General features: G+C 70.8%; 17 protein-coding genes. 14 read left to right on the top strand and 3 right to left on the bottom strand.

Annotation, left to right across the window (positions count from 1 at the left end):
- The first annotated feature begins 19 nt into the window (after positions 1-19).
- The 3 genes from JJV70_RS02720 to era all read left to right on the top strand — a co-directional run bounded on the left by JJV70_RS02720 (position 20) and on the right by era (position 2,945).
- Positions 20-1,339, top strand: coding sequence for a hemolysin family protein (locus JJV70_RS02720; protein WP_219045947.1), 1,320 nt, complete (start codon positions 20-22; stop codon positions 1,337-1,339).
- An 89-nt stretch (positions 1,340-1,428) separates the two neighbouring features.
- A complete protein-coding gene (locus JJV70_RS02715) occupies positions 1,429-1,779 on the top strand; it encodes a cytidine deaminase (protein ID WP_219045945.1) in 351 nt (116 codons plus the stop codon).
- 224 nt (positions 1,780-2,003) lie between these two features.
- Entirely contained in the window at positions 2,004-2,945 is a 942-nt protein-coding gene (era, locus tag JJV70_RS02710) for a GTPase Era (protein WP_219045943.1), read from the top strand.
- Positions 2,946-2,997: 52 nt separating this feature from the next.
- Here era and JJV70_RS02705 read toward each other — a convergent pair whose 3' ends face one another.
- Both JJV70_RS02705 and leuA read right to left on the bottom strand, forming a co-directional pair.
- A complete protein-coding gene (locus JJV70_RS02705; RefSeq protein ID WP_219045941.1) occupies positions 2,998-3,654 on the bottom strand; it encodes a TerB family tellurite resistance protein in 657 nt (218 codons plus the stop codon).
- A 206-nt stretch (positions 3,655-3,860) separates the two neighbouring features.
- Entirely contained in the window at positions 3,861-5,630 is a 1,770-nt protein-coding gene (leuA, locus tag JJV70_RS02700) for a 2-isopropylmalate synthase (RefSeq protein ID WP_219045939.1), read from the bottom strand.
- A gap of 236 nt (positions 5,631-5,866) precedes the next feature.
- Here leuA and JJV70_RS02695 point away from each other — a divergent pair, with 236 nt between their 5' ends.
- The 10 genes from JJV70_RS02695 (at position 5,867) to JJV70_RS02650 (ending at position 17,135) form a co-directional block, all read left to right on the top strand.
- Positions 5,867-6,121 (top strand): protealysin inhibitor emfourin, encoded by a 255-nt coding sequence (locus JJV70_RS02695; RefSeq protein ID WP_219045937.1) that lies wholly within the window; start codon positions 5,867-5,869, stop codon positions 6,119-6,121.
- A 233-nt stretch (positions 6,122-6,354) separates the two neighbouring features.
- On the top strand, positions 6,355-6,999 hold the full coding sequence (locus JJV70_RS02690; protein ID WP_219045936.1) for an HAD family hydrolase: 645 nt from the start codon (positions 6,355-6,357) through the stop codon (positions 6,997-6,999).
- 589 nt (positions 7,000-7,588) lie between these two features.
- Entirely contained in the window at positions 7,589-8,557 is a 969-nt protein-coding gene (locus JJV70_RS02685; RefSeq protein ID WP_219045934.1) for a helix-turn-helix domain-containing protein, read from the top strand.
- 209 nt (positions 8,558-8,766) lie between these two features.
- Positions 8,767-8,949, top strand: a complete 183-nt coding sequence (locus JJV70_RS02680) for an FxLD family lanthipeptide (RefSeq protein WP_219045933.1) — start codon at positions 8,767-8,769, stop codon at positions 8,947-8,949.
- Between the two features lie 78 nt (positions 8,950-9,027).
- Positions 9,028-11,067, top strand: a complete 2,040-nt coding sequence (locus JJV70_RS02675) for a lantibiotic dehydratase family protein (protein WP_257573222.1) — start codon at positions 9,028-9,030, stop codon at positions 11,065-11,067.
- Between the two features lie 504 nt (positions 11,068-11,571).
- The gene (locus JJV70_RS22400) at positions 11,572-12,135 is read left to right on the top strand and encodes a lanthionine synthetase LanC family protein (protein ID WP_308294648.1); all 564 of its coding nucleotides are present in this window, start codon (positions 11,572-11,574) and stop codon (positions 12,133-12,135) included.
- A gap of 32 nt (positions 12,136-12,167) precedes the next feature.
- Positions 12,168-14,222, top strand: a complete 2,055-nt coding sequence (fxlM, locus tag JJV70_RS02665; protein WP_219045931.1) for a methyltransferase, FxLD system — start codon at positions 12,168-12,170, stop codon at positions 14,220-14,222.
- Between the two features lie 4 nt (positions 14,223-14,226).
- Positions 14,227-15,345 (top strand): hypothetical protein, encoded by a 1,119-nt coding sequence (locus tag JJV70_RS02660; protein ID WP_219045929.1) that lies wholly within the window; start codon positions 14,227-14,229, stop codon positions 15,343-15,345.
- A 168-nt stretch (positions 15,346-15,513) separates the two neighbouring features.
- Positions 15,514-16,263 carry a DNA repair protein RecO gene (recO, locus tag JJV70_RS02655; protein ID WP_219045927.1) on the top strand — a complete coding sequence of 250 codons (750 nt, stop codon included), beginning with the start codon at positions 15,514-15,516 and terminating at the stop codon, positions 16,261-16,263.
- Between the two features lie 47 nt (positions 16,264-16,310).
- Positions 16,311-17,135, top strand: coding sequence for an isoprenyl transferase (locus JJV70_RS02650; RefSeq protein WP_219045925.1), 825 nt, complete (start codon positions 16,311-16,313; stop codon positions 17,133-17,135).
- 79 nt (positions 17,136-17,214) lie between these two features.
- Here JJV70_RS02650 and JJV70_RS02645 read toward each other — a convergent pair whose 3' ends face one another.
- Positions 17,215-18,597 (bottom strand): glycine--tRNA ligase, encoded by a 1,383-nt coding sequence (locus JJV70_RS02645; RefSeq protein WP_219045923.1) that lies wholly within the window; start codon positions 18,595-18,597, stop codon positions 17,215-17,217.
- Positions 18,598-18,763: 166 nt separating this feature from the next.
- On the opposite strand from JJV70_RS02645, the gene JJV70_RS02640 reads away from it, so the two are divergent.
- Positions 18,764-19,966 (top strand): metal ABC transporter substrate-binding protein, encoded by a 1,203-nt coding sequence (locus JJV70_RS02640; protein WP_219045921.1) that lies wholly within the window; start codon positions 18,764-18,766, stop codon positions 19,964-19,966.
- The last annotated feature ends 1 nt before the right edge of the window (position 19,967 follow it).

Raw genomic sequence — 19,967 nt, 5'->3', positions numbered from 1 at the left:
CCGCACGACCCCACCCACCATGACAACGCTCATCGCCTTCGCGGTCGCCCTCATCGTGCTGGCCTGGCTGGCCGCCTGCGCCGAGGCCGGCCTGGCCCGCACCACCAGCTTCCGCGCCGAGCAGGCCGTGCGCAGCGGCCGGCGCGGCAGCGCCAAGCTCGCCGCCGTCGCCGCCGAGCCGGTGCGCTACCTCAACCTCGCGATGCTGCTGCGCGTCGCCAGCGAGATGGCCGCCGGGGTCCTCGTCACCTACGTGTGCGTGCGTTCCTTCGACCAGACCTGGCAGGCGATCACCGTCGCGATCGCCGTGATGGTGCTGGTCTCCTACGTCGCCGTCGGCGTCTCACCGCGCACCATCGGCATCCAGCACCCGCTGAACACCGCCACGGCCGCCGCGTACGTGCTGCTGCCGCTGGCCCGGGTGCTCGGGCCGCTGCCGCAGCTGCTCATCCTGCTGGGCAACGCGCTCACCCCGGGCAAAGGCTTCCGGCGCGGCCCGTTCGCCTCGGAGGCCGAGCTGCGGGCCATGGTGGACCTCGCGGAGTCCGAGTCGCTGATCGAGGACGAGGAGCGCCGCATGGTGCACTCCGTCTTCCAGCTCGGCGACACCCTTGTGCGCGAGGTCATGGTGCCGCGCACCGACCTGGTGACCATCGAACGCTTCAAGACGATCCACCAGGCCCTCACCCTGGCCCTGCGCTCCGGGTTCTCCCGCATCCCGGTCATTGGCGAGAACGAGGACGACGTCGTCGGCATCGTCTACCTCAAGGACCTGGCGCGGAAGGTGCACATCAGCCGCGAGGCCGAGTCGGAGCTGGTAGCCACCACCATGCGCCCGGCCGCCTTCGTGCCGGACACCAAGAACGCGGGTGATCTGCTGCGCGAGATGCAGGTCCAGCGCAACCACGTCGCCGTCGTCATCGACGAGTACGGCTCCACGGCCGGGATCGTCACCATCGAGGACATCCTGGAGGAGATCGTCGGCGAGATCACCGACGAGTACGACCGCGAGCTGCCGCCGGTGGAGGAGCTGGGGGAGGGCCGCTACCGCGTCACCGCCCGCCTGAGCCTCGATGACCTCGGCGAGCTGTACGGGCTGGCCGACTACGACGACGAGGACGTGGAGACCGTCGGCGGCCTGCTCGCCAAGCTGCTCGGCCGGGTGCCGATCGCCGGTGCCCGCGCGGTCGCCGACCTGTCCGGGGACCCGGCCGACCCGACGCTCGCGGGCCTGCGCCTGACCGCCGAGTCCACGGCGGGCCGCCGCAACCGCATCGACCGCGTCCTGGTCGAACGGGTCTCCGCACCCCGCGACGCCGAGCCCGCCGACGGCGCGTAACCCGCCCACCGCACCCCGCCCGCCCGCCGGTGCCCGCGCGGTCCTTCCCGGGCGCCGCACGGCAGTCGCGCCTGCGTATGCTCACGGGCATGACTGAAGCCCACGCCATCGACCCCGAGGACCGCAAGATCATCGTGCTCGCGCGCAGCGCGCGGGCCCGCAACGGCGTGGCAGAGGGTGCCGCCGTCCGCGACGAGACGGGCCGCACCTACGTCGCCGCCACCGTCGGCCTGCCCTCGCTGGAGCTGTCCGCCCTGCGCACCGCCGTCGCGATGGCCGTGGCCTCCGGCGCGACCTCGCTGGAAGCGGGCGCGGTCGTCACCGAGGCCGAGGCACTGGCGGACGCCGACCTCGCGGCCGTCGCCGACCTGGGCGGCACCACGCCCGTCCTCCTCGCCGGACCCGACGGCACCGTGCGCACCACCCTCACCGCGGGCTGACGGCGCACGGCCCGGGACCGAGCGGCAGCCGGAGCCCAGGCGCGCCCGGCGCCGTGGAGCTGCCAGGGCCGCCGGACCGCCGGGACCGGCGGACTGCCGGGACCGCCGCCCGCGACGGACCGCCGGGACCGGCGGGGCCAGAGCCGACGGACTGCCGTCCCCGACGGGCGGTCGGGACCGCCGGACCGCCGGGGCGTTCGGGAGCGCGCGGGCGATCAGGGAGAATGGGGCGCATGAGCGACCCTTCTCCCACGCCGCACCGGGCTGGCTTCGCCTGCTTCGTCGGCCGCCCGAACGCCGGAAAGTCCACCCTGACCAACGCACTCGTGGGCACGAAGGTCGCGATCACCTCGAACCGGCCGCAGACCACCCGGCACACCGTGCGCGGCATCGTGCACCGGCCCGAGGCGCAGCTCGTGCTCGTGGACACCCCGGGCCTGCACAAGCCGCGCACGCTGCTGGGGGAGCGGCTCAACGACGTGGTGCGCACCACCTGGGCCGAGGTGGACGTCATCGGCTTCTGCCTCCCCGCCGACCAGAAGACCGGCCCCGGCGACCGCTTCATCGCCGGGGAGCTGGCGCAGCTGAAGCGCACGCCGAAGGTCGCCGTCGTCACCAAGACCGATCTGGTGGACTCCAAGGCGCTCGCCGAGCAGCTGCTCGCCGTGGACCGGATGGGCCGGGAGCTGGGCTTTGAGTGGGCGGAGATCGTGCCCGTCTCCGCCAAGGACGGCACCCAGGTGTCACTCCTGGCGGACCTGCTGGTGCCGATGCTGCCGCAGAGCCCCCCGCTCTACCCCGGCGGTGACCTCACCGACGAGCCGGAACAGGTGATGGTCGCCGAGCTGATCCGCGAGGCCGCGCTGGAGGGCGTGCGGGACGAACTGCCGCACTCCATCGCCGTCGTGGTGGAGGAGATGCTGCCGCGCGAGGGCCGCCCGGCCGACCGGCCACTGCTGGACGTGCACGCCAACGTCTACATCGAACGGCCGAGCCAGAAGGGCATCGTGATCGGCCCCGGCGGCAAGCGGCTGAAGGAGGTCGGCACCCGCTCCCGCCAGCACATCGAGGCCCTGCTGGGCACGCCCGTCTTCCTCGACCTGCACGTGAAGGTCGCCAAGGACTGGCAGCGCGACCCCAAGCAGCTTCGCCGCCTGGGCTTTTGACCCCCGGCCCGTGCTCTCCGGGCGTGCTGGTGGGTTTCGGCCCCGGCCCGCGTCAGCGGCGTTCGGGGGCTGCCGCGAGGAGGGCGTCGATCTCCCCGGCGGACAGTTCCAGCGCGCTCCCCAGCGAGGCCAGCACCGCGCGTTCGGCCGGGAGGTACGGGCCGTCGGCGAGCGCGACGCGGGCGCCCCGCACCAGCAGGCTCGCCCGCCCCGGCGCGGCCAGGTGCGGCACCAGCGGCCCGAGTGCGGCGTGCAGCGCGATCTCCACGCCGACGCGGGCCTCCTCGGCGTCGGCCCCGTAGCCCCGCAGCGCCGCGCAGGCCGACAGCAGCTCCTCCTCGGTGCACTCGGGGTACCCGGCCGCGTGCACCGTCTCCACCGCCGCGCGGACCGCCGCCGGATGCTCCGTCCCGCCCAGCGCCAGCACCGCCAGCGCCACCGCCCGTACGCCGTCGCCCAGCAGCGCGGCCAGCCGGGTGCTCGTCGGGTGCTCCAGCGCTTGCGGACTGACGTGGGTAGCGCAGGTGGCACAGGCCAGCACCGGGGTCGTCACCCCGCCGCGCACCAGCGGCACGCCCAGTAGCTCCAGCCGCCGACGCCCGGTGCGGCGCTCGTAGTTGCGGTCACCGCCGCACCGGGGGCAGAAGAACGAGCCGTCGGCCACCGCCGTCCAGGCGACGCGGACGCCCGTGCGGAGGCCCGCGCGCATCCGGCTCGCCCTGCGTGTCGCGCGCGCTCCGCCCACACCGCACCTCCATGGCTCCGGCGCCTTGCCGCTGCCGTGGGACGTGATGTTAACCACACACTCCCCTCCGCGTCACCCTCCGTACCGGACAAAACGCGGGCCCCTGGCCGGAAGGTGTCCCTCCGGCCAGGGGCCCGCGCGGCGCTATCCGTCCGGTAACGCCAACTCCATTACCGCGTGGCGCGGTTGACGGCGGAGACCACGGCCTTGATCGAAGCGCGCGTGGTGTTGGCGTCGATGCCCACGCCCCACAGCACCTTGCCGTCGATCGCGCACTCGATGTACGACGCGGCCTGTGCGCTCGCCCCCTCGCTCAGGGTGTGCTCCACGTAGTCCAGGAGCCGCACGTCGATGCCGTGGTGAGCCAGCGCGTCGAAGAACGCCGAGATCGGGCCGTTGCCGTGGCCCTTCAGCACCGTGGCCACACCGTCCACGACGGCCTCCACGGTCAGCGCGTCGTGCCCGTCGGTCGTTGACTCGCTCTGCGCGCTGCGCAGCGCGATGCGGCCCCAGGCGCGCTCGGGCGTGGGCAGGTACTCGTCGCGGAAGATCTCCCAGATCTGCGCCGGAGTGATCTCGCCGCCCTCGGCGTCCGTCTTCTCCTGGATGATCCGGGAGAACTCGATCTGCATCCGGCGCGGCAGGTCCAGGTTGTGGTCGTTCTTCAGGACGTAGGCGACGCCGCCCTTGCCGGACTGGGAGTTGACGCGGATGACCGCCTCGTAGGAGCGGCCCACGTCCTTGGGGTCGATCGGCAGGTACGGCACCTCCCAGACCACCTCGTCCACGGTTTTCCCGGCCGCCGCGGCCGACGCCTCCAGGGCGTCGAAGCCCTTCTTGATGGCGTCCTGGTGCGAGCCGGAGAACGCCGTGTAGACCAGGTCACCGGCGTACGGGTGGCGCGGGTGTACCTCCATCTGGGTGCAGTACTCCACCGTGCGGCGGATCTCGTCGATCTGGCCGAAGTCGATCTGCGGGTCCACGCCCTGGGAGAACAGGTTCATGCCCAGCGTCACCAGGTCCACGTTGCCGGTGCGCTCGCCCTGGCCGAACAGGCAGCCCTCGACGCGGTCGGCCCCGGCCATCACCGCCAGCTCGGCCGCCGCCACGGCCGTGCCCCGGTCGTTGTGCGGGTGCGCGGACAGGCAGACGAACGCGCGGCGCGACAGGTTGCGCGACATCCACTCGAAGCGGTCCGCGTGCGTGGACGGGGTCGAGCGCTCCACGGTGGCGGGCAGGTTCAGGATGATCTCGCGGCCCTCCTCGGGCTGCCAGACGTCCATCACCGACTCGCAGACCTCCAGCGCGAAGTCCAGCTCGGTGTCGGTGAAGATCTCGGGGCTGTACTGGTAGCCGAAGGTGGTCCGCGCGTCCAGCAGCTTGTCGGCGTACTCCATCACCCGCCGCGTGCCGTCCACCGCGATCTGCCGCACCTGCTCGCGGGTGCCCCGGAACACCACGCGGCGGAAGGCGGGCGCCGTCGCGTTGTACAGGTGCACCGTCGCGCGCGGTGCGCCGACCAGCGACTCCACCGTCCGCTCGATCAACTCCTCCCGCGCCTGCGTCAGCACCGAGATCGTCACGTCGTCGGGGATCGCGCCCTCTTCGATGATCGAGCGCACGAAGTCGAAGTCGGTCTGCCCGGAGGAGGGGAAGCCGACCTCGATCTCCTTGTAGCCCATGCCCACCAGCAGGTCGAACATCTCGCGCTTGCGGGCGGGCGACATCGGGTCGATCAGCGCCTGGTTGCCGTCCCGCAGGTCGGTGGACAGCCAGCGCGGCGCCTTGGTGATCCGGGCATTCGGCCAGGTGCGGTCGGGGATGTCCACCGACTCGTAGGGGCCGTACTTGTGGATCGGCATCCCCGAGGGCCGCTGCGCCACGGACGCCGCCGTGACGGGCGTGGCACGGCCTACCGGCTGTGAAGAGGAAATCGTCATGACGTGTGGGCTCCGATCGCCAAGAGGGCTTCGCAGGCCGACGGTGGCAGCACCGAACTCCGCGGGGAGGGGGTCGGCCTCGACTACAGGCCCTCGCCGCGGCAGCTAAGGAGAAGCAGCCCAAAACGCATGATGACCGCACCCTAACCGAGCGTCCGCCCTCTCGCTGCCCCTGTTTCAGTATGCGAGACCTGCCGCGCGGGCGCTGAACGTGACGGCTCGACTACCGTGGGGATATGCACATCACCGTCATCCGCACCGGCGGTCAGGGCGGGCAGCCCCGCCGCGCCGCGCTCGACACGACCGACACCGAACTCACCGAGCTGGCCCGCACGGCGCTGGCCGAGGGCCACGAGACGCCGCCGGTGGGCGGCCCGGAGGGCTTCTCCTACGAGATCATCGCCGACGACACCACGACCTACTGCGCCGACCCCCGCCTCACGCCCGCCCAATCAGCCCTGATCACCCGCGTACTCCACGCGGCGGAGTAGCCCCCGGCCCCTCCGACAGCCCCGGCCGGGACCTCCGCCTTCCCGGCCCGGGCAGCTCCGTGGCGCGGTGCCCCGGCCGCCGGGCTCTGAGTACGCGGCGACTCGCGGCCTCAGGTGCCCGCCCTGCACTGGGGATGGCCGCTCCAAGCCTCCGGGAGCGGGGCAACCTCTGCGGCCACGGTCAGGGTGGGACGTGCTACCCGCGACGCGGGTGTCGTAGATAGGGTCCCGTCATGATCCGCGCCATAGCATTGGACATCGGAGAGACGCTGACGCACGACACCCGCTACTGGGCGTCGTGGGCGGACTGGCTCGGCATCGACCGGCACACCCTCTCCGCGTTGGTCGGGGCAGTCGTGGCCCAGGGGCGGGACAACGCGGAAGCCGTACGCCTCCTGAAGCCCGGCGTGGACCTGGAGGCCGAGTACGCGGCGCGGGAGGCTGCCGGGCTGGGTGAGCGGCTGGAGGAGTCCGATCTCTACGACGATGTCCGCCCGGCCCTCACCGCGCTGCGAGAGGCCGGAGTGCGGGTGGTCGCGGCCGGGAACCAGACGCGCGTTGCCGGGAGGGAGCTTCGAGGGCTAAAGCTGCCGGTGGACGCCGTGGCCACGTCGGGGGAGTGGGGTGTGGCCAAGCCGAGCGCGGAGTTCTTCCTGCGCGTCGTTGACCTTGCGGACGTCTCCGACCCCGGGCAGGTCCTCTATGTGGGTGACCACCCTCCCAGGGACGTCTTCCCGGCCCGCGAGGCCGGACTGATGACGGCGCATCTTCGACGCGGCCCGTACGGGCACCTATGGGCCGACGACCCCAGGGTCCGCGAAGCCTCGGATTACCGAATCGATTCTCTGCACGACCTCGCCGCGATCGTGCGCGGGTAAGCGAACTGCCTCATCAGCAGTGGGGCACTTCACCCAACCGCGCCCTCAGAGCGTATCGGACTGGGTACTGTCTGGGGTGGTCGCCCCGAACTGGAGCCAGCATGCCCGAGAGCCTGTCAAACAGGGAGCTGGGCAAACGAGTTGTTTACTTCCGGTGATCGCACGCATGACTCAGCGGCAGCTCGCTGACATGGCTGGCATTCACGTCGGCCCCCTGCGGAAGATCGAACGCGGCGCACATGGCACAACGCTCCGATCCTGGATGCCCTCGCGGATGCGCTCGCCAGTGACCCGACAAAGCTCCACCAGGACCGGGCCGCACCGAGCAGTGGGTGCACGCTGCGATGCCGCAGCTGTCCACGACCCTGTCCACCTACGACCTTCCCGAGGACGGGCCGGTGCGCCCACTGGCCGAGCTGCGCGCTGCGGCCCGGCTGCCGCCGCGCACCGTCCATAGGGCCTGGCTGGCGACCAGGTTCCCGGGAAGAGGGTGTGGTAGAACCCCGACCCGCGCCCTATGGGATGCATCACAGTCGGGGCGCAGATCGGAGTTACCGTTTCTGAGGTCGAGGTCAGAACGGAGTTGGTTATGCCGTATCCGTCATCAGGCTTGGGAGACAACCTGCGGGCACATCGTCGCGTCGCGGGGCTCAGCCAGGAAGAGCTGGCGAACGATGCCGGTCTTTCCGTATCGGTGGTCAGAAAGGTCGAGCAGGGCGGCCAGGCGAGGGTGGAGACCCTGCACTGCCTTGCCCGTGCCCTGAACATCCCTACGTCAGCGCTGTTCGCAGCGGATTCTCCGGAACCGGTCATCGGTGATGAGGCGAACCGGCAGATGCTCATGACGCTCAGGAAAGCGCTCATGCCACCGGTTGGGATCAGGCAAACGCTGACAGACCCAGGTGGGGCGGAACCGCTCGCGAAGCTGTGGCGGCAGGTCGGCGAGGGGCATACGCTCCACTTCGCCGACCGGTACGACTCCGTGGCCAGAACGCTGCCGGGCCTGCTCCGCGCGACTGAGGCCGCAGTGGCCTCCGCAGAGGACGACACCGACCGGCAGGAGGCAATGCGCGTCCGCTCCCACGCCCTGCTGTTCGCCGGAAAGCACCTGACGCATGTGCGGCAGTACGACATGGCCTATCACGCTCTGTCTGAGGGCATCCGGCTCGCGCGGGAGGTGAATGACACAGCGTGGGCCGCCACGGGGGTGAGTGGAATGTGCTGGCTGCTGCTGCGTCAGGACCGGTTCGACGAGTCCGAGAGGCTGGCAGCCGTGACGGCCGACCAGATGGAGCCGCGTATGTCCTCCGCGACGGTCAGTGAGCTAGCCGCATGGGGTGAGCTGTCCTTGTGGATCGCCTCGGCGGCGGTGCGCAACAACCGGCCGGATGAGGCGGCCGAGGCTCGGCGGATGGCCGCGACGGCGGCGAGCGCCCTAGGCCAGGAACACACGGATTTCCGGCAGCACTGGAGCACGTTCGGTCCCGTCACCGCCGAGTTGAAGGCCGTAGAGGACTTGGGGCTAGCCGGAGACTGGCACGGGGTCCTGCGCCTGTGAGTCGTGCATGCGGCGCCTAAAGCACTGCTCCGCGACAACAACAGCCGTGGCCAGACCACGGCCCGATGAGCTCCCGCCCCGGCACCTGCCGATAGCGCGACTGCCGGTGCGGGACCGCCCACTTGCGGGCGATCGTTTGGCAACACACCGTAAGAGGTCAACAACCCCTGTAAGAGTGGCAGTTGGCCACACATGTAGGAGGTACGCAGATGAGCGAGTCCACAGCGGTGGCCACCGCGACGGCCCCCGTCCCCAGCGTCGAAGCGCAGCCGGACCCCTTCGGCCTTGACATCACCTTCATCGAGGGCACACCGGCGACCGAAACGGTCCTGATGTGCAGCACCGGTGACACCTGCGGCAGCTCCTGCCCGAGCGCTTGCGTCACCTCGTAAGCCGAGGCAGCTCGGCAGCGCGGTCCGGACGGCAGCCTGTCCGGACCGCGCCTCCCGCCCACCGAGAACGGAGTGGTGATGACACGCGCACGACACCGCCTGTACCAAGGCACCGGGCAAGGCATGCTGCGCGCGGCAGCGCACCTTACCGAGCCGGTCATGGCGCCCTGGCCTGGGCGCTCGGCCTCGCTAGACGAGTGGCGTTCGTGGCTGGGCACCGTGTGGGCCGATGAGAACTTCCAGCAGGCGGTGTCCTCCGCCAGCCCGGACCTGGCCCACCAGGTGCAGGCGATCCTCGACGGCTGTGCCCCGAAGCTGCGCCGAGTCCGCCGGGCGGCACTGGCTACGGCCCGGTACGCGATCCGGTATACGCGCCGGTCCACCCCCTACGGCCTGTTCGCTGGCGTCGCACTGGTCGAGTTCGGGGACACGGCGAGTGTCCGCTTCGGCGACCGGCACCAGGCGGTCACCCGCCCCGACCCGGTGGAGCTTGACGAGGCGATCAGTGCTTGGGAAGCAGATGGCACGCGGATGGCCGACGCTGGTGTCTGTGTCCATCCGCTTGCCCGGCAGCGTGACGGACGAGTCCGTGTGCCGTCGGAGGGCGACGCTGAGTTCCGCCTCGCGCTGAGCAGCCCCGCGCTCAGGTTCGTGTTGGACGCGGCACGAACCCCCGTCCGCTACTCCCTCCTGGTGGACAAGCTCGCTGCTGAATTCCCCGACACCTCCGGCCAAGCCCGCAGGCAGCTCCTCGCCGAGTTGCTGAGGGTGCGGCTGCTGTGGTCGTCGCTGCGTGCCCCGGCCACCGTCGTTGACCCGGCCCAAGTCCTCCCGCCAGTGCTGCGTGCGCAGGTGCGTGACCGTGCGACGGCCGCTGATCTGCGGCTTGACGCGGAGGTGCGGTTGCCGCAGGAGGTCCTGACCGAGGCGGAGACGGCCGCGACGGTGCTGGCCCGGCTCGCCACGCACCCCAACGGCACCCCGCCCTGGCGCCGCTGGGCTGAGCAGTTCACCGACCGGTACGGCGAGAACACCGCAGTTCCCGTGGAGGTGGCGACCGACCCCTGCCAGGGCATCGGTTTCCCCGACGGCTTCGTGAAGGCGGCCGAGCCGCCCCGCCCTATGTCCCACCGTGACCGGCTGTTGCTGGAACTGGCCGGCACGGCGGCCGTCGAAGGCGCTCGCTCGGTGCCCCTGACCGGCGCGATGATCGAGGAGTTGGAGGCGGCGGGTGAGAAGCCCCGGCTCACCGCGCCACACATCGAACTGGCCGCCCACATCCACGCCGCCTCGTCCGAGGCACTGCAACGAGGGAACTTCCGCCTGCGGGTGGTCACCGTCTCCCGGTCGGCCGGTTCAATGACGGGGCGGTTTTGGCACCTGTTCCCCGAGACCGGCACGACGTACACGGACCTGCCCACGATCGAGCCCGGCGCCGAGCTGGCCCAGCTCTCCTTCCACGCCGGACGCGTCCCGGCAGACCTGCTTACCCGCGCCCCGCACGTGCTGCCCCGTATCGTCAGCGTCGGTGAGTTCCGCCGCCCTGGCGACGGGGTGCTGTTCCCTTCCGACCTGGCTGTCAGCGTCCGTGACGGCCGCCCCCGCCTGGTGGAGATCGCTACCGGCACCTGCCTGGAGCTCTTGGCGCCGACCGCGATCAACTTCCTGTGGAACAACTACACGCCCCCGATGGCCCGGTTCCTCGGCGAGATCAGTCGGGCCCTCGCACCGCAGGTCACCTGGTTCGACTGGGGCGTGGCCTGGACCCTGCCCTTCACCCCGGCCCTCACCTACCGGCGAACCATCCTCACCGTCGCTCGGTGGAAGGTGCGCGCCCGGGAACTGCCCGGCCGGACCGCGACCGCGAAGGAGTGGGCCGAGCAACTCCACGCTTGGCAAAGCCGGTTCACCGTGCCCAACCGCGTGCTGCTGGCCGAAGACGACCAACAGCTTCCTCTCGACCTGAGCCAGGACATGCACCTCGATCTGTTGCGCGCCCACCTGGACGCCAGCCCCATCGGCGTCGCCACTCTGCAAGAGGCGCCGCCGCCGGACGCCGACAAGTGGATCAACGGCCGGGCGCACAGCCTCGTCCTTCCCCTGGCGGTCCGCACGTGACGGCCGCGAGGTTCCCGCCCCGCACGCAGGACCTCTCCGAGGGGCCTTTGGGGCTCGCCCTGCTGGACATTGAGCGAGGCGACATGGCTGCCGCGCGCCATCACCTCGCGCAGGGTGTCGCCCACGGGGTGAGTGCGGGTGGCAACGCGAGCCTGTTCCACGGGGCCCCTGCCCTGGAGTTCGTGCTGACCCGTGCCGGACACGCCGGTTCCGACGTCCACGAGGCTGTCAACCGAGTGGTGGACGCACGCCTGGCCGCAGCGCGGCGGCGGCAGACCTCGGGGACCCTGCCGGACCTCGCGGAATGGGACCACATTCGTGGCCTGACAGGACTGGGAGCGCTGCTCCTGAGTCGTACGACACCCTCGTCGCGGCTGACCAGCGTGCTGAACTACCTCGTGGCTCTCTCGTGGCCGGTCTGCTTCGGAGGAGAAAAACTCCCGGGGTGGTGGTCCCCTGTCGGCCTGGCGGTGAGGAGCGGGCCGGGGGCACGGCAACAATGGTGTGGCGCACGGCATCGCCGGGCCCCTGACGGTGCTCTCCCTCGCAGCCAGGCAGGGCCACTTCGTCCCGGGCCAGCACGAGGCAATTGAGGTCTTCGCCCGCTGGCTGGACCGGTATGGCGGCCACTACTGGACCACCCGCGCCCACCTTGACGCAGCCGAGCCGCCTGAGCCGGGGCCTGCCCGCCCGTCCTGGTGCTACGGCCTACCCGGCATGGCCCGCGCCCAACAGCTTGCCGCGCTCGCCTTGGGCGATCCGGCCCGGCGCCAGGCAGCGGAAGACGCCCTCGTACAGACGCTCACCGAGCCCGCCCAGCTCGCCCGGATCACCGACGCCACGCTGTGCCACGGCTGGGCCGGCCTGCTGACCGTCGCCCGCGCCATCGCCGCTGACAGCCCGACCCCTGAGCGCTTCCTACCGGTCATCAGCGATCTGCTCCGGCGTCTGGCTACCGACCTGAACCGGCTGTCCAAACCCGGCTTCATGGAGGGCCGCAGCGGCGCGCAGCTCGCTCTCGACGGCACGAACGCCACGCACTGGACCACCGTGCTGCTGATCACCTGATCCCGCCCCGCTGACGAGGAGCGCCCACACGTATGACCTTCGACGACGACGAAAACCTACCGATCGCCCACGACACGACCTGGTGGCACGCCAGCGTGGCCTTCCCGGGCGGCACCGTGACCCCCGAGGCCGCCCACGCTCTGTCGGCCGCACTGCACGAGACGCGATTCCACTTCTTGCGCAAGGACGCGGGGCTGCGCCTGCGCACCGAACGTCCCTCCGTTGCCCTGCTGGACCGCCTCGCTGCCGAGCGGTACATCACCGGGTGGGTCGGCGGCGTCTACGAGCCGGAGGCCGAGGCTTTCGGCGGCACCGAGGGCATGGACGTGGCCCATGACGTGTTCTGCGCCGACAGCCGCAGCGCCCTGCCCGAGACCGGCAGCACCGGAAACCGCGAGCGCTGCGTCATGCTGCTGTCCGTGCTGAACCGCGCCGCCGGGCTGGACCCCTTCGAGGTGGGGGACGTCTGGTCCCAGTTCGCCGCCCTGCGCCCCTCCGTCACCGCGCCAGCCGTGCCCGCACTCGACCGTTCCGTGGCCGCCATGCGGCGTCTGATGAACGCCGACGCCGCCCGCCGCCCGGACGCGGAGGCGGGCTGGGCCGACCGCGTCGCCGCCTTCGCGGATGCCGGTCGGCGTCTACGCCGACTCGCCACCGATGGACAACTGATACGTGGCTTGCGCGCCGTCCTCGCCCATCACGCGATCTTCGCCTTCAACCGTGCCGGGGTGCCTGTCACTGAGCAGGCCGCCACCGCGTGGCTGGGCCGCCAAGTCGCCTTCTCCACAACAGCTGACACGCCCGTCTCTACCCGCCGGTCCACCCCGCCGGACCCTGACCTCCCTCGAATGGAGACCACCGTGACGCCCGTCACCGATCCCGCTGAACCGCGCGAAGCCCTGGCGGACCGCCTTGTCGAAAGCGGCCACCTGCGCACCTCCGTCATCATCGGCGCGTTCCGTGCCACCGACCGCCACACCTTCCTCCCCTCCGTAGACCGGGAAGTGGCGTATAAGGAGGAAGCTGTGCCCATCAAGCACGACGAGCACGGCGAGATGATCTCCTGCATCTCCGCACCGTCCATCGTCGCCACCCAGCTCGAACAGCTCGACGTCCAGCCTGGCCACCAGGTCCTGGAGGCGGGCGCCGCCACCGGCTACAACGCGAACCTGCTGGGCAAACTCGTCGGCCCCACCGGGCAGGTGTGGACCCTGGACGTCGATCAAGACCTCATCGACGGTGCGAACAAGAACCTCGCCCGGGCCGGGGCCACCAACGTCACCGCTGTACTGGCCGACGGAGCCGCCGGTCTCCCCGAGCACGCGCCCTATGACCGCATCCAGTTCACCGTGGGCGCGGGCGACGTCCCGGCCAAGCTCCTCGACCAGTTGGCCCCGAACGGACGTCTCGTCCTGCCCATGCGCATCCGCGGCAGCATCAGCCGCAGCTTCGCCTTCGAGCGCGACGGCGACACCTGGAAGACCGTTTCCTGCGAGATGTGCACCTTCATCCCCCTGCGCAAGGGCGTCTGCGACGACGTCTGCACCCTCGTGCCCATGGAAGGCGAGGGCAACGTCCGCCTGGAGACCTTCAGTGAGCAGGACGTGGACCGCGACGCGCTCCGCACGGCCCTGGACACGCCCCAGGCCAAGATCTTCACCGGTGTCAAGCTCCGCCAGGGCGCCCCGTTCGAGTGGATGTACCTGTACCTGGCCTGCGCGCTGCCCAACGGCCTGTCCCGCCTGCCCGGTTCCCGCCCCGGCTTCACCCCGCACTTCGGCTGGGGCTCCATGGCCGCCCTGGAGGGCGGCTCCCTGGCGTACCTGACGATCCGGGAAGGCGAGGACGAGGCTGGCCGCTTCTGGGAGGTCGGTGTCATCGGGCACGGCCCCGGCGGCGCCGACCTCGCCGACCGGTTCGTCACCGAGATCCGCACCTGGGACGAGGGCTGGGGAAATGCCGCGCCCGAACCGGGCTTCCGCATGGCAGTCGGCGACGCCCGTGACCAGTTGACGGCCGCCGACCCGCGCTTCGTCATCGACAAGCCCTACAGCCGTCTCATCGTTGACTGGCCACGCAAGGGCTGACCCGGTGATTCCCGCGATAGCCAGCCGCATCCCCCTGGTCAAGCGCTCCAAGGCACCCGCGCTCCCGCTGGACGAGCGCATTACCCACCTCACCGGGCTGACCGTCGCGCCCGCAGGCGCGGGACACCGTGACCTGGTGGCCCGCGCCTGCGGAGTCCTCAACTACGGCGCGCTGATCGTCTCCGACGTCGGGATGCCCGGCCTGGCCGCCGAGCTGTGCTGGAGACAGCACCGGGTCTTCGCCGACGCCAGGCACCTGCCGGGAGACGTCGCCGTCATGTCACTGATGCCCTTGATCAACATCTCTCGGCTGCTGATCAGGAACGGCGACGGCCACACCGCCTACGATGTCCTCACCCGCCTCTACCGCGCTGCCCAGCAACGCGCCACCACCGTGATCGACGGCAACACCATCGACCTCTCGGCCCTGATCCGTACGGAGGCAGACCACCGCAGGATCTGCCAGGAGCTGTGGGTGACTCTGCTCGTGGACGGCGCGCGCGCTCTGGCACGCATCGGCCGCTGGACCGAGGCCGCCGACGCCATGACCGCACACCGTGGCATCGGCAACCGTCTCCTCGACGGTCGCCAAATCATGATCATGTCCTTGCTGGAACGCGGTCTCGACCAGCAGGCGCGCGACGCGATCGACTCCGCCGTTCCCACGGAACCGTGGGAGAACGCCATCGCCGCGCTCCTGCGCATCTGCTGCCGCTCCGAAGGAGCCCCGGCGCCGGAGCTGGACCGCGCCGTGCAGGAAGCGCTGACGCTGCTCACGCCGCCTGAATCCTCGACAGCGGCCTTTCAGACCCGAGTGGGACTTGCCGCGCTCGATCTGACGTGTGGCCAGGCCGACGCCTGCCTGGCGTCTCTCTGCGATGCCCTCGCCGATGCAGCCAGGCTCGACGCCTATGCGGCCCGCGAAGTCCTCGCTCACCACACAGCGCGGTCACACCTGACCAGTGAACAGCGGCAGAGACTTCGAGCCGCCGTTACCGCGTCAGGGCTCGGTGTGGGTGGCCTGCCGCAAGCGCACATGCAGGTCGTTTCCGAGGGCGTGGACAAGGCCGAGGTTGCGCTCCGTGAGCTTCTGGAGCCCCCTCTCGCGGACGGCCTGGGCTGAGACGGAAGGGAGACGCGACAGTGCGGACCGGGCCTGCTGACCGCACGCCGTCACGGTGGGGCAGCGAAGGGCCGGGGTGTCCCCGCCCCGGATGCGGGCACCCCACCCCACCCCGGCCGGGGGCAGGGGCGGGAGGGGAGGTGTCGGCGGTGCGGGACAATGGGCCGCATGAGCCTGTTCCGCGACGACGGCATCGTGCTGCGCACCCAGAAGCTGGGCGAAGCGGACCGCATCATCACCGTGCTCACCCGGGGCCATGGTCGCGTCCGCGCCGTCGCCCGGGGTGTGCGTCGCACGAAGTCGAAGTTCGGCGCCCGGCTGGAGCCGTTCAGCCATGTGGACGTGCAGTTCTTCGCCCGGGGCAGCGACCTGGTGGGCCGGGGCCTGCCGCTGTGCACGCAGACGGAGACCATCGCCCCCTACGGCCGCGGCATCGTCACCGACTACGCCCGTTACACCGCGGGCACAGCGATGCTGGAGACCGCCGAGCGGTTCACCGACCACGAGGGCGAGCCCAACGTCCAGCAGTACCTGCTGCTGGTCGGCGCGCTGCGCACGCTGGCCGCCGACGCGCACGCCCCGGGGCTCGTGCTGGACGCCTACCTCCTGCGGTCGCTCGCCGTCGGCGGCTACGCGCCCAGTTTCGACGCCTGCGCCCAGTGCGGCATGCCAGGCCCCAACCGGTTCTTCTCCGTGGCCGGAGGCGGCTGCGTCTGCCCGGACTGCCGCCGCCCCGGCAGTGTCGTGCCCTCGCCGGAGGCGCTGCGCCTGCTGGCCGCGCTGCTGACCGGTGACTGGCCCGCCGCCGACGCCGCCGAGCCCCGCCACGTCCGCGAGGGCAGCGGGCTGGTGTCGGCGTACCTGCACTGGCACCTGGAGCGCGGGCTGCGTTCCCTGCGGTACGTCGAAAAAGGCTGAGCGGATACCCTCGGGCCTGTTCCTGGCGACCTCATCTGGAGTTGAACATGCTGTCCCGGCAGCCCCACGCTTCCCGCGGCTACGCCGCACCCGCACCGCACCCCTCCGGGGCCCGCCCGCCGCAGCTCCCCGCCGAACTGGTGCCGAACCACGTGGCCATCGTGATGGACGGCAACGGCCGCTGGGCCAAGGAGCGCGGGCTGCCGCGCACCGAGGGGCACCGCATGGGTGAGGGCGTCGTGCTGGACGTGCTGCGCGGCTGCCTGGAGATCGGCATCCCGAACCTCTCCCTCTACGCCTTCTCGACGGAGAACTGGAAGCGCTCGCCCGAGGAGGTGCGCTTCCTGATGAACTTCAACCGGGATGTCATCCGGCGGCGCCGCGACGAGATGGACGCCATGGGCATCCGCATCCGCTGGGTGGGGCGCATGCCGAAGCTGTGGAAGTCGGTCGTCCAGGAGTTGCAGACCGCGCAGGAGCAGACGAAGCGCAACACGGCGATGACGCTGTACTTCTGCGTCAACTACGGGGGCCGCGCCGAGATCGCCGACGCCGCGCAGGCCATCGCCCGCGACGTGGCCGCCGGGCGGCTCGACCCGGGCAAGGTGAATGAGAAGACGTTCGCCAAGTACCTCTACTACCGCGACATGCCGGACGTCGATATGTTCGTGCGGCCCTCCGGCGAGCAGCGCACGTCCAACTACCTCATCTGGCAGAGCGCCTACGCCGAGATGGTCTTCCAGGACGTGCTGTGGCCCGACTTCGACCGGCGCGACCTGTGGCGCGCGTGCCTGGAGTACGCCAAGCGCGACCGCCGCTTCGGCGGCGCGATCCCGAACGAGCTCTCGGCGCAGGCGCCACCGCAGCGGTAAACGCGAGCGAGCCGTGGTGCCCGCCCCCACGGGGGCAGGTACCACGGCTCGCTGGTGTCGGTGCGGCGTCCCGCAGGGGTCAGCAGCCGATGAGGCGGGAGGCGAGGTAGGACTCGACCTGGTCGAGGGAGACACGCTCCTGCTTCATGGTGTCGCGCTCGCGGACGGTGACCGCGTTGTCATCGAGCGTGTCGAAGTCAACCGTGACGCAGAACGGGGTGCCGATCTCGTCCTGGCGGCGGTAGCGGCGGCCGATGGCGCCCGCGTCGTCGAACTCGATGTTCCAGTGGCCGCGCAGCGTCTGGGCCAGGCCCCGGGCCTTGGGGGACAGCTGCTCGTTGCGGGAGAGCGGCAGGACGGCGACCTTGACCGGTGCCAGGCGCGGGTCAAGCCGCATCACGGTGCGCTTTTCCATCTTGCCCTTGGCGTTGGGCGCCTCGTCCTCGACGTAGGCGTCCAGCATGAAGGCCAGCATCGTGCGGCCCACACCGGCGGCGGGCTCGATGACGTACGGCGTCCAGCGCTCTCCGGCCTCCTGGTCGAAGTAGGCCAGGTCCTGGCCGGACGCCTTGGAGTGCGCGCCCAGGTCGAAGTCGGTGCGGTTGGCCACGCCCTCCAGCTCGCCCCACTCCGAGCCGCCGAAGCTGAACCGGTACTCGATGTCAGCGGTGCGCTTGGAGTAGTGGGACAGCTTCTCGGCCGGGTGCTCGTACCAGCGCATGTTGGCCTCGGACAGGCCCAGCTCCCGGTACCAGTTCCAGCGCTGCTCCATCCAGTACTCGTGCCACTGCTCGTCCTCGCCCGGCTTGACGAAGAACTCCATCTCCATCTGCTCGAACTCGCGGGTGCGGAAGATGAAGTTGCCCGGCGTGATCTCGTTGCGGAAGGACTTGCCCATCTGCGCGATGCCGAACGGCGGCTTCTTGCGCGAGGTCTGCTGGACCTGGCTGAAATTGGTGAAGATGCCCTGCGCCGTCTCCGGACGCAGGTAGGCGACCGAGCCGGAGTCCTGGGTGGGGCCCAGGTGGGTGGAGAGCAGGCCGGAGAACTGCTTGGGCTCGGTGAACGTGCCCTTGTTGCCGCAGTGGGGGCAGTTGAGGTCGGCCAGGCCGCCCTCGGGCAGGCGGCCGTGCTTGGCCTCGTACGCCTCCTCCAGGTGGTCGGCGCGGAAGCGCTTGTGGCAGGAGGTGCACTCGGTCAGGGGGTCGGTGAAGGTGGCGACGTGACCGGACGCCTGCCACACCTCGGACGCCAGGATCACCGAGGAGTCGATGCCGACGACGTCCTCCCGGGAGGTGACCATCGTGCGCCACCACTGGCGCTTGATGTTCTCCTTCAGCTCGACGCCCAGCGGACCGTAGTCCCAGGCGGCCCGCTGACCGCCGTAGATCTCGCTGCACGGGTAGACGAAGCCACGGCGCTTGCTGAGGCTGACGATGGTGTCGATCTTGTCGGCGGCCACGGTGCTCTCTTCGTTACGAAACGACGACGGAATACCTCAGATTACCGGCGTGGGCATGCCCCGGATCAAATCGGTGTGCGGGGCTGCCCCGTGCGGCCACGCGGGGCCGGAGCGCACCTGCGTTCGAATTTGACAACGGTTTCCATTATTGCTGAAAATGAGTGTCATGAACGCTCGTCGCCGCCCTCTCATAGCGGGCCCCGCACTCGCCGGGGCCTCCGTGCTGTCCCTGCTCACCCTGTCCGCCTGTGGGAGCGGGAGCGCGGGGACCACGGAGGACGGCAAGCTGTCCGTCCTCGCCTCCTTCTACCCCATGGAGTTCCTGGCCGAGCGGGTCGGCGGTGAGCACGTCTCGGTGACGACGCTGACCCAGCCCGGCGTCGATCCGCACGACCTGGAACTCACCCCCCGGCAGACCGCCGAGCTGACCGAGGCCGGTGCCGTGCTCTACCTCAAGGGTATGCAGCCCGCGGTGGACGACGCGATCAAGCAGTCCGGGGCCGAGCACGTCGTGGAGGCCAGTGCGCTGGCGGAGGCTGCAGCCGGTGGCGGTGCCGAGCCGCAGGGCGGCCGGACCGACCACGGCCCGGACGAGGAGAACCACGGCGACGCGGGCCACGACGACCACGGGCACGGCGAGCACGGCCATGGCGAGGAGCACGGCGACCACGGCCACGGCGAGGAGCACGGCGACCACGGCCACGGCGAGGAGCACGGCGAGCACGGCCACGGCGAGGAGCACGGCGAAGGTGAGCCCACCGGGGACGAGCCCGCCAGTGACGAGCCCACCGAGGAGGACGCGCACGAGGGCCACGACCACGAGCATGACCACGACCACGACCACGGCGGCAAGGACCCGCACATCTGGCTCGACCCCGTGCAGTACGCTGCCGTCGCCGAGGGTGTCGGCGAGGCGCTGGCCAAGGCCGACCCCGACCACGCCGCCGACTACCGCAAGAACGCCGACGAGCTGTCCGCCGAGCTGGAGCAGCTCGACACCGAGTTCGAGCAGGGCCTGAGCAACACCGCGACGGACACCTTCATCACCACTCACGCTGCCTTCGGCCACCTCGCCGCCCGCTACGGCCTGCACCAGGAGCCCATCACCGGGCTGAGCCCGGAGACCGAGCCGAGTGGCGCGCGGCTGAAGGAGCTGCACACCATCGCCGAGGAGGACAACGTCTCCACGGTGTTCTTCGAGACGATCGCCAGCGACCGCACCGCCAAGGCCCTGGCCGCCGACCTGAACCTGGACACCGACGTCCTCGACCCGCTGGAAGGCATCACCGACGCCTCCCGTGGCGACGACTACTTCGCGGTCATGCGCGCGAACCTGGAAGCACTGCAAAAGGCGCTCGGCGCCAAGTGAG

The organism is Streptomyces sp. JJ66 (assembly GCF_019303495.1).
Taxonomy (GTDB): Bacteria; Actinomycetota; Actinomycetes; order Streptomycetales; family Streptomycetaceae; genus Streptomyces.
The sequence above is the reverse complement of the archived record's forward strand: the minus strand, read 5'-3'. Positions and strand labels throughout refer to the sequence as shown.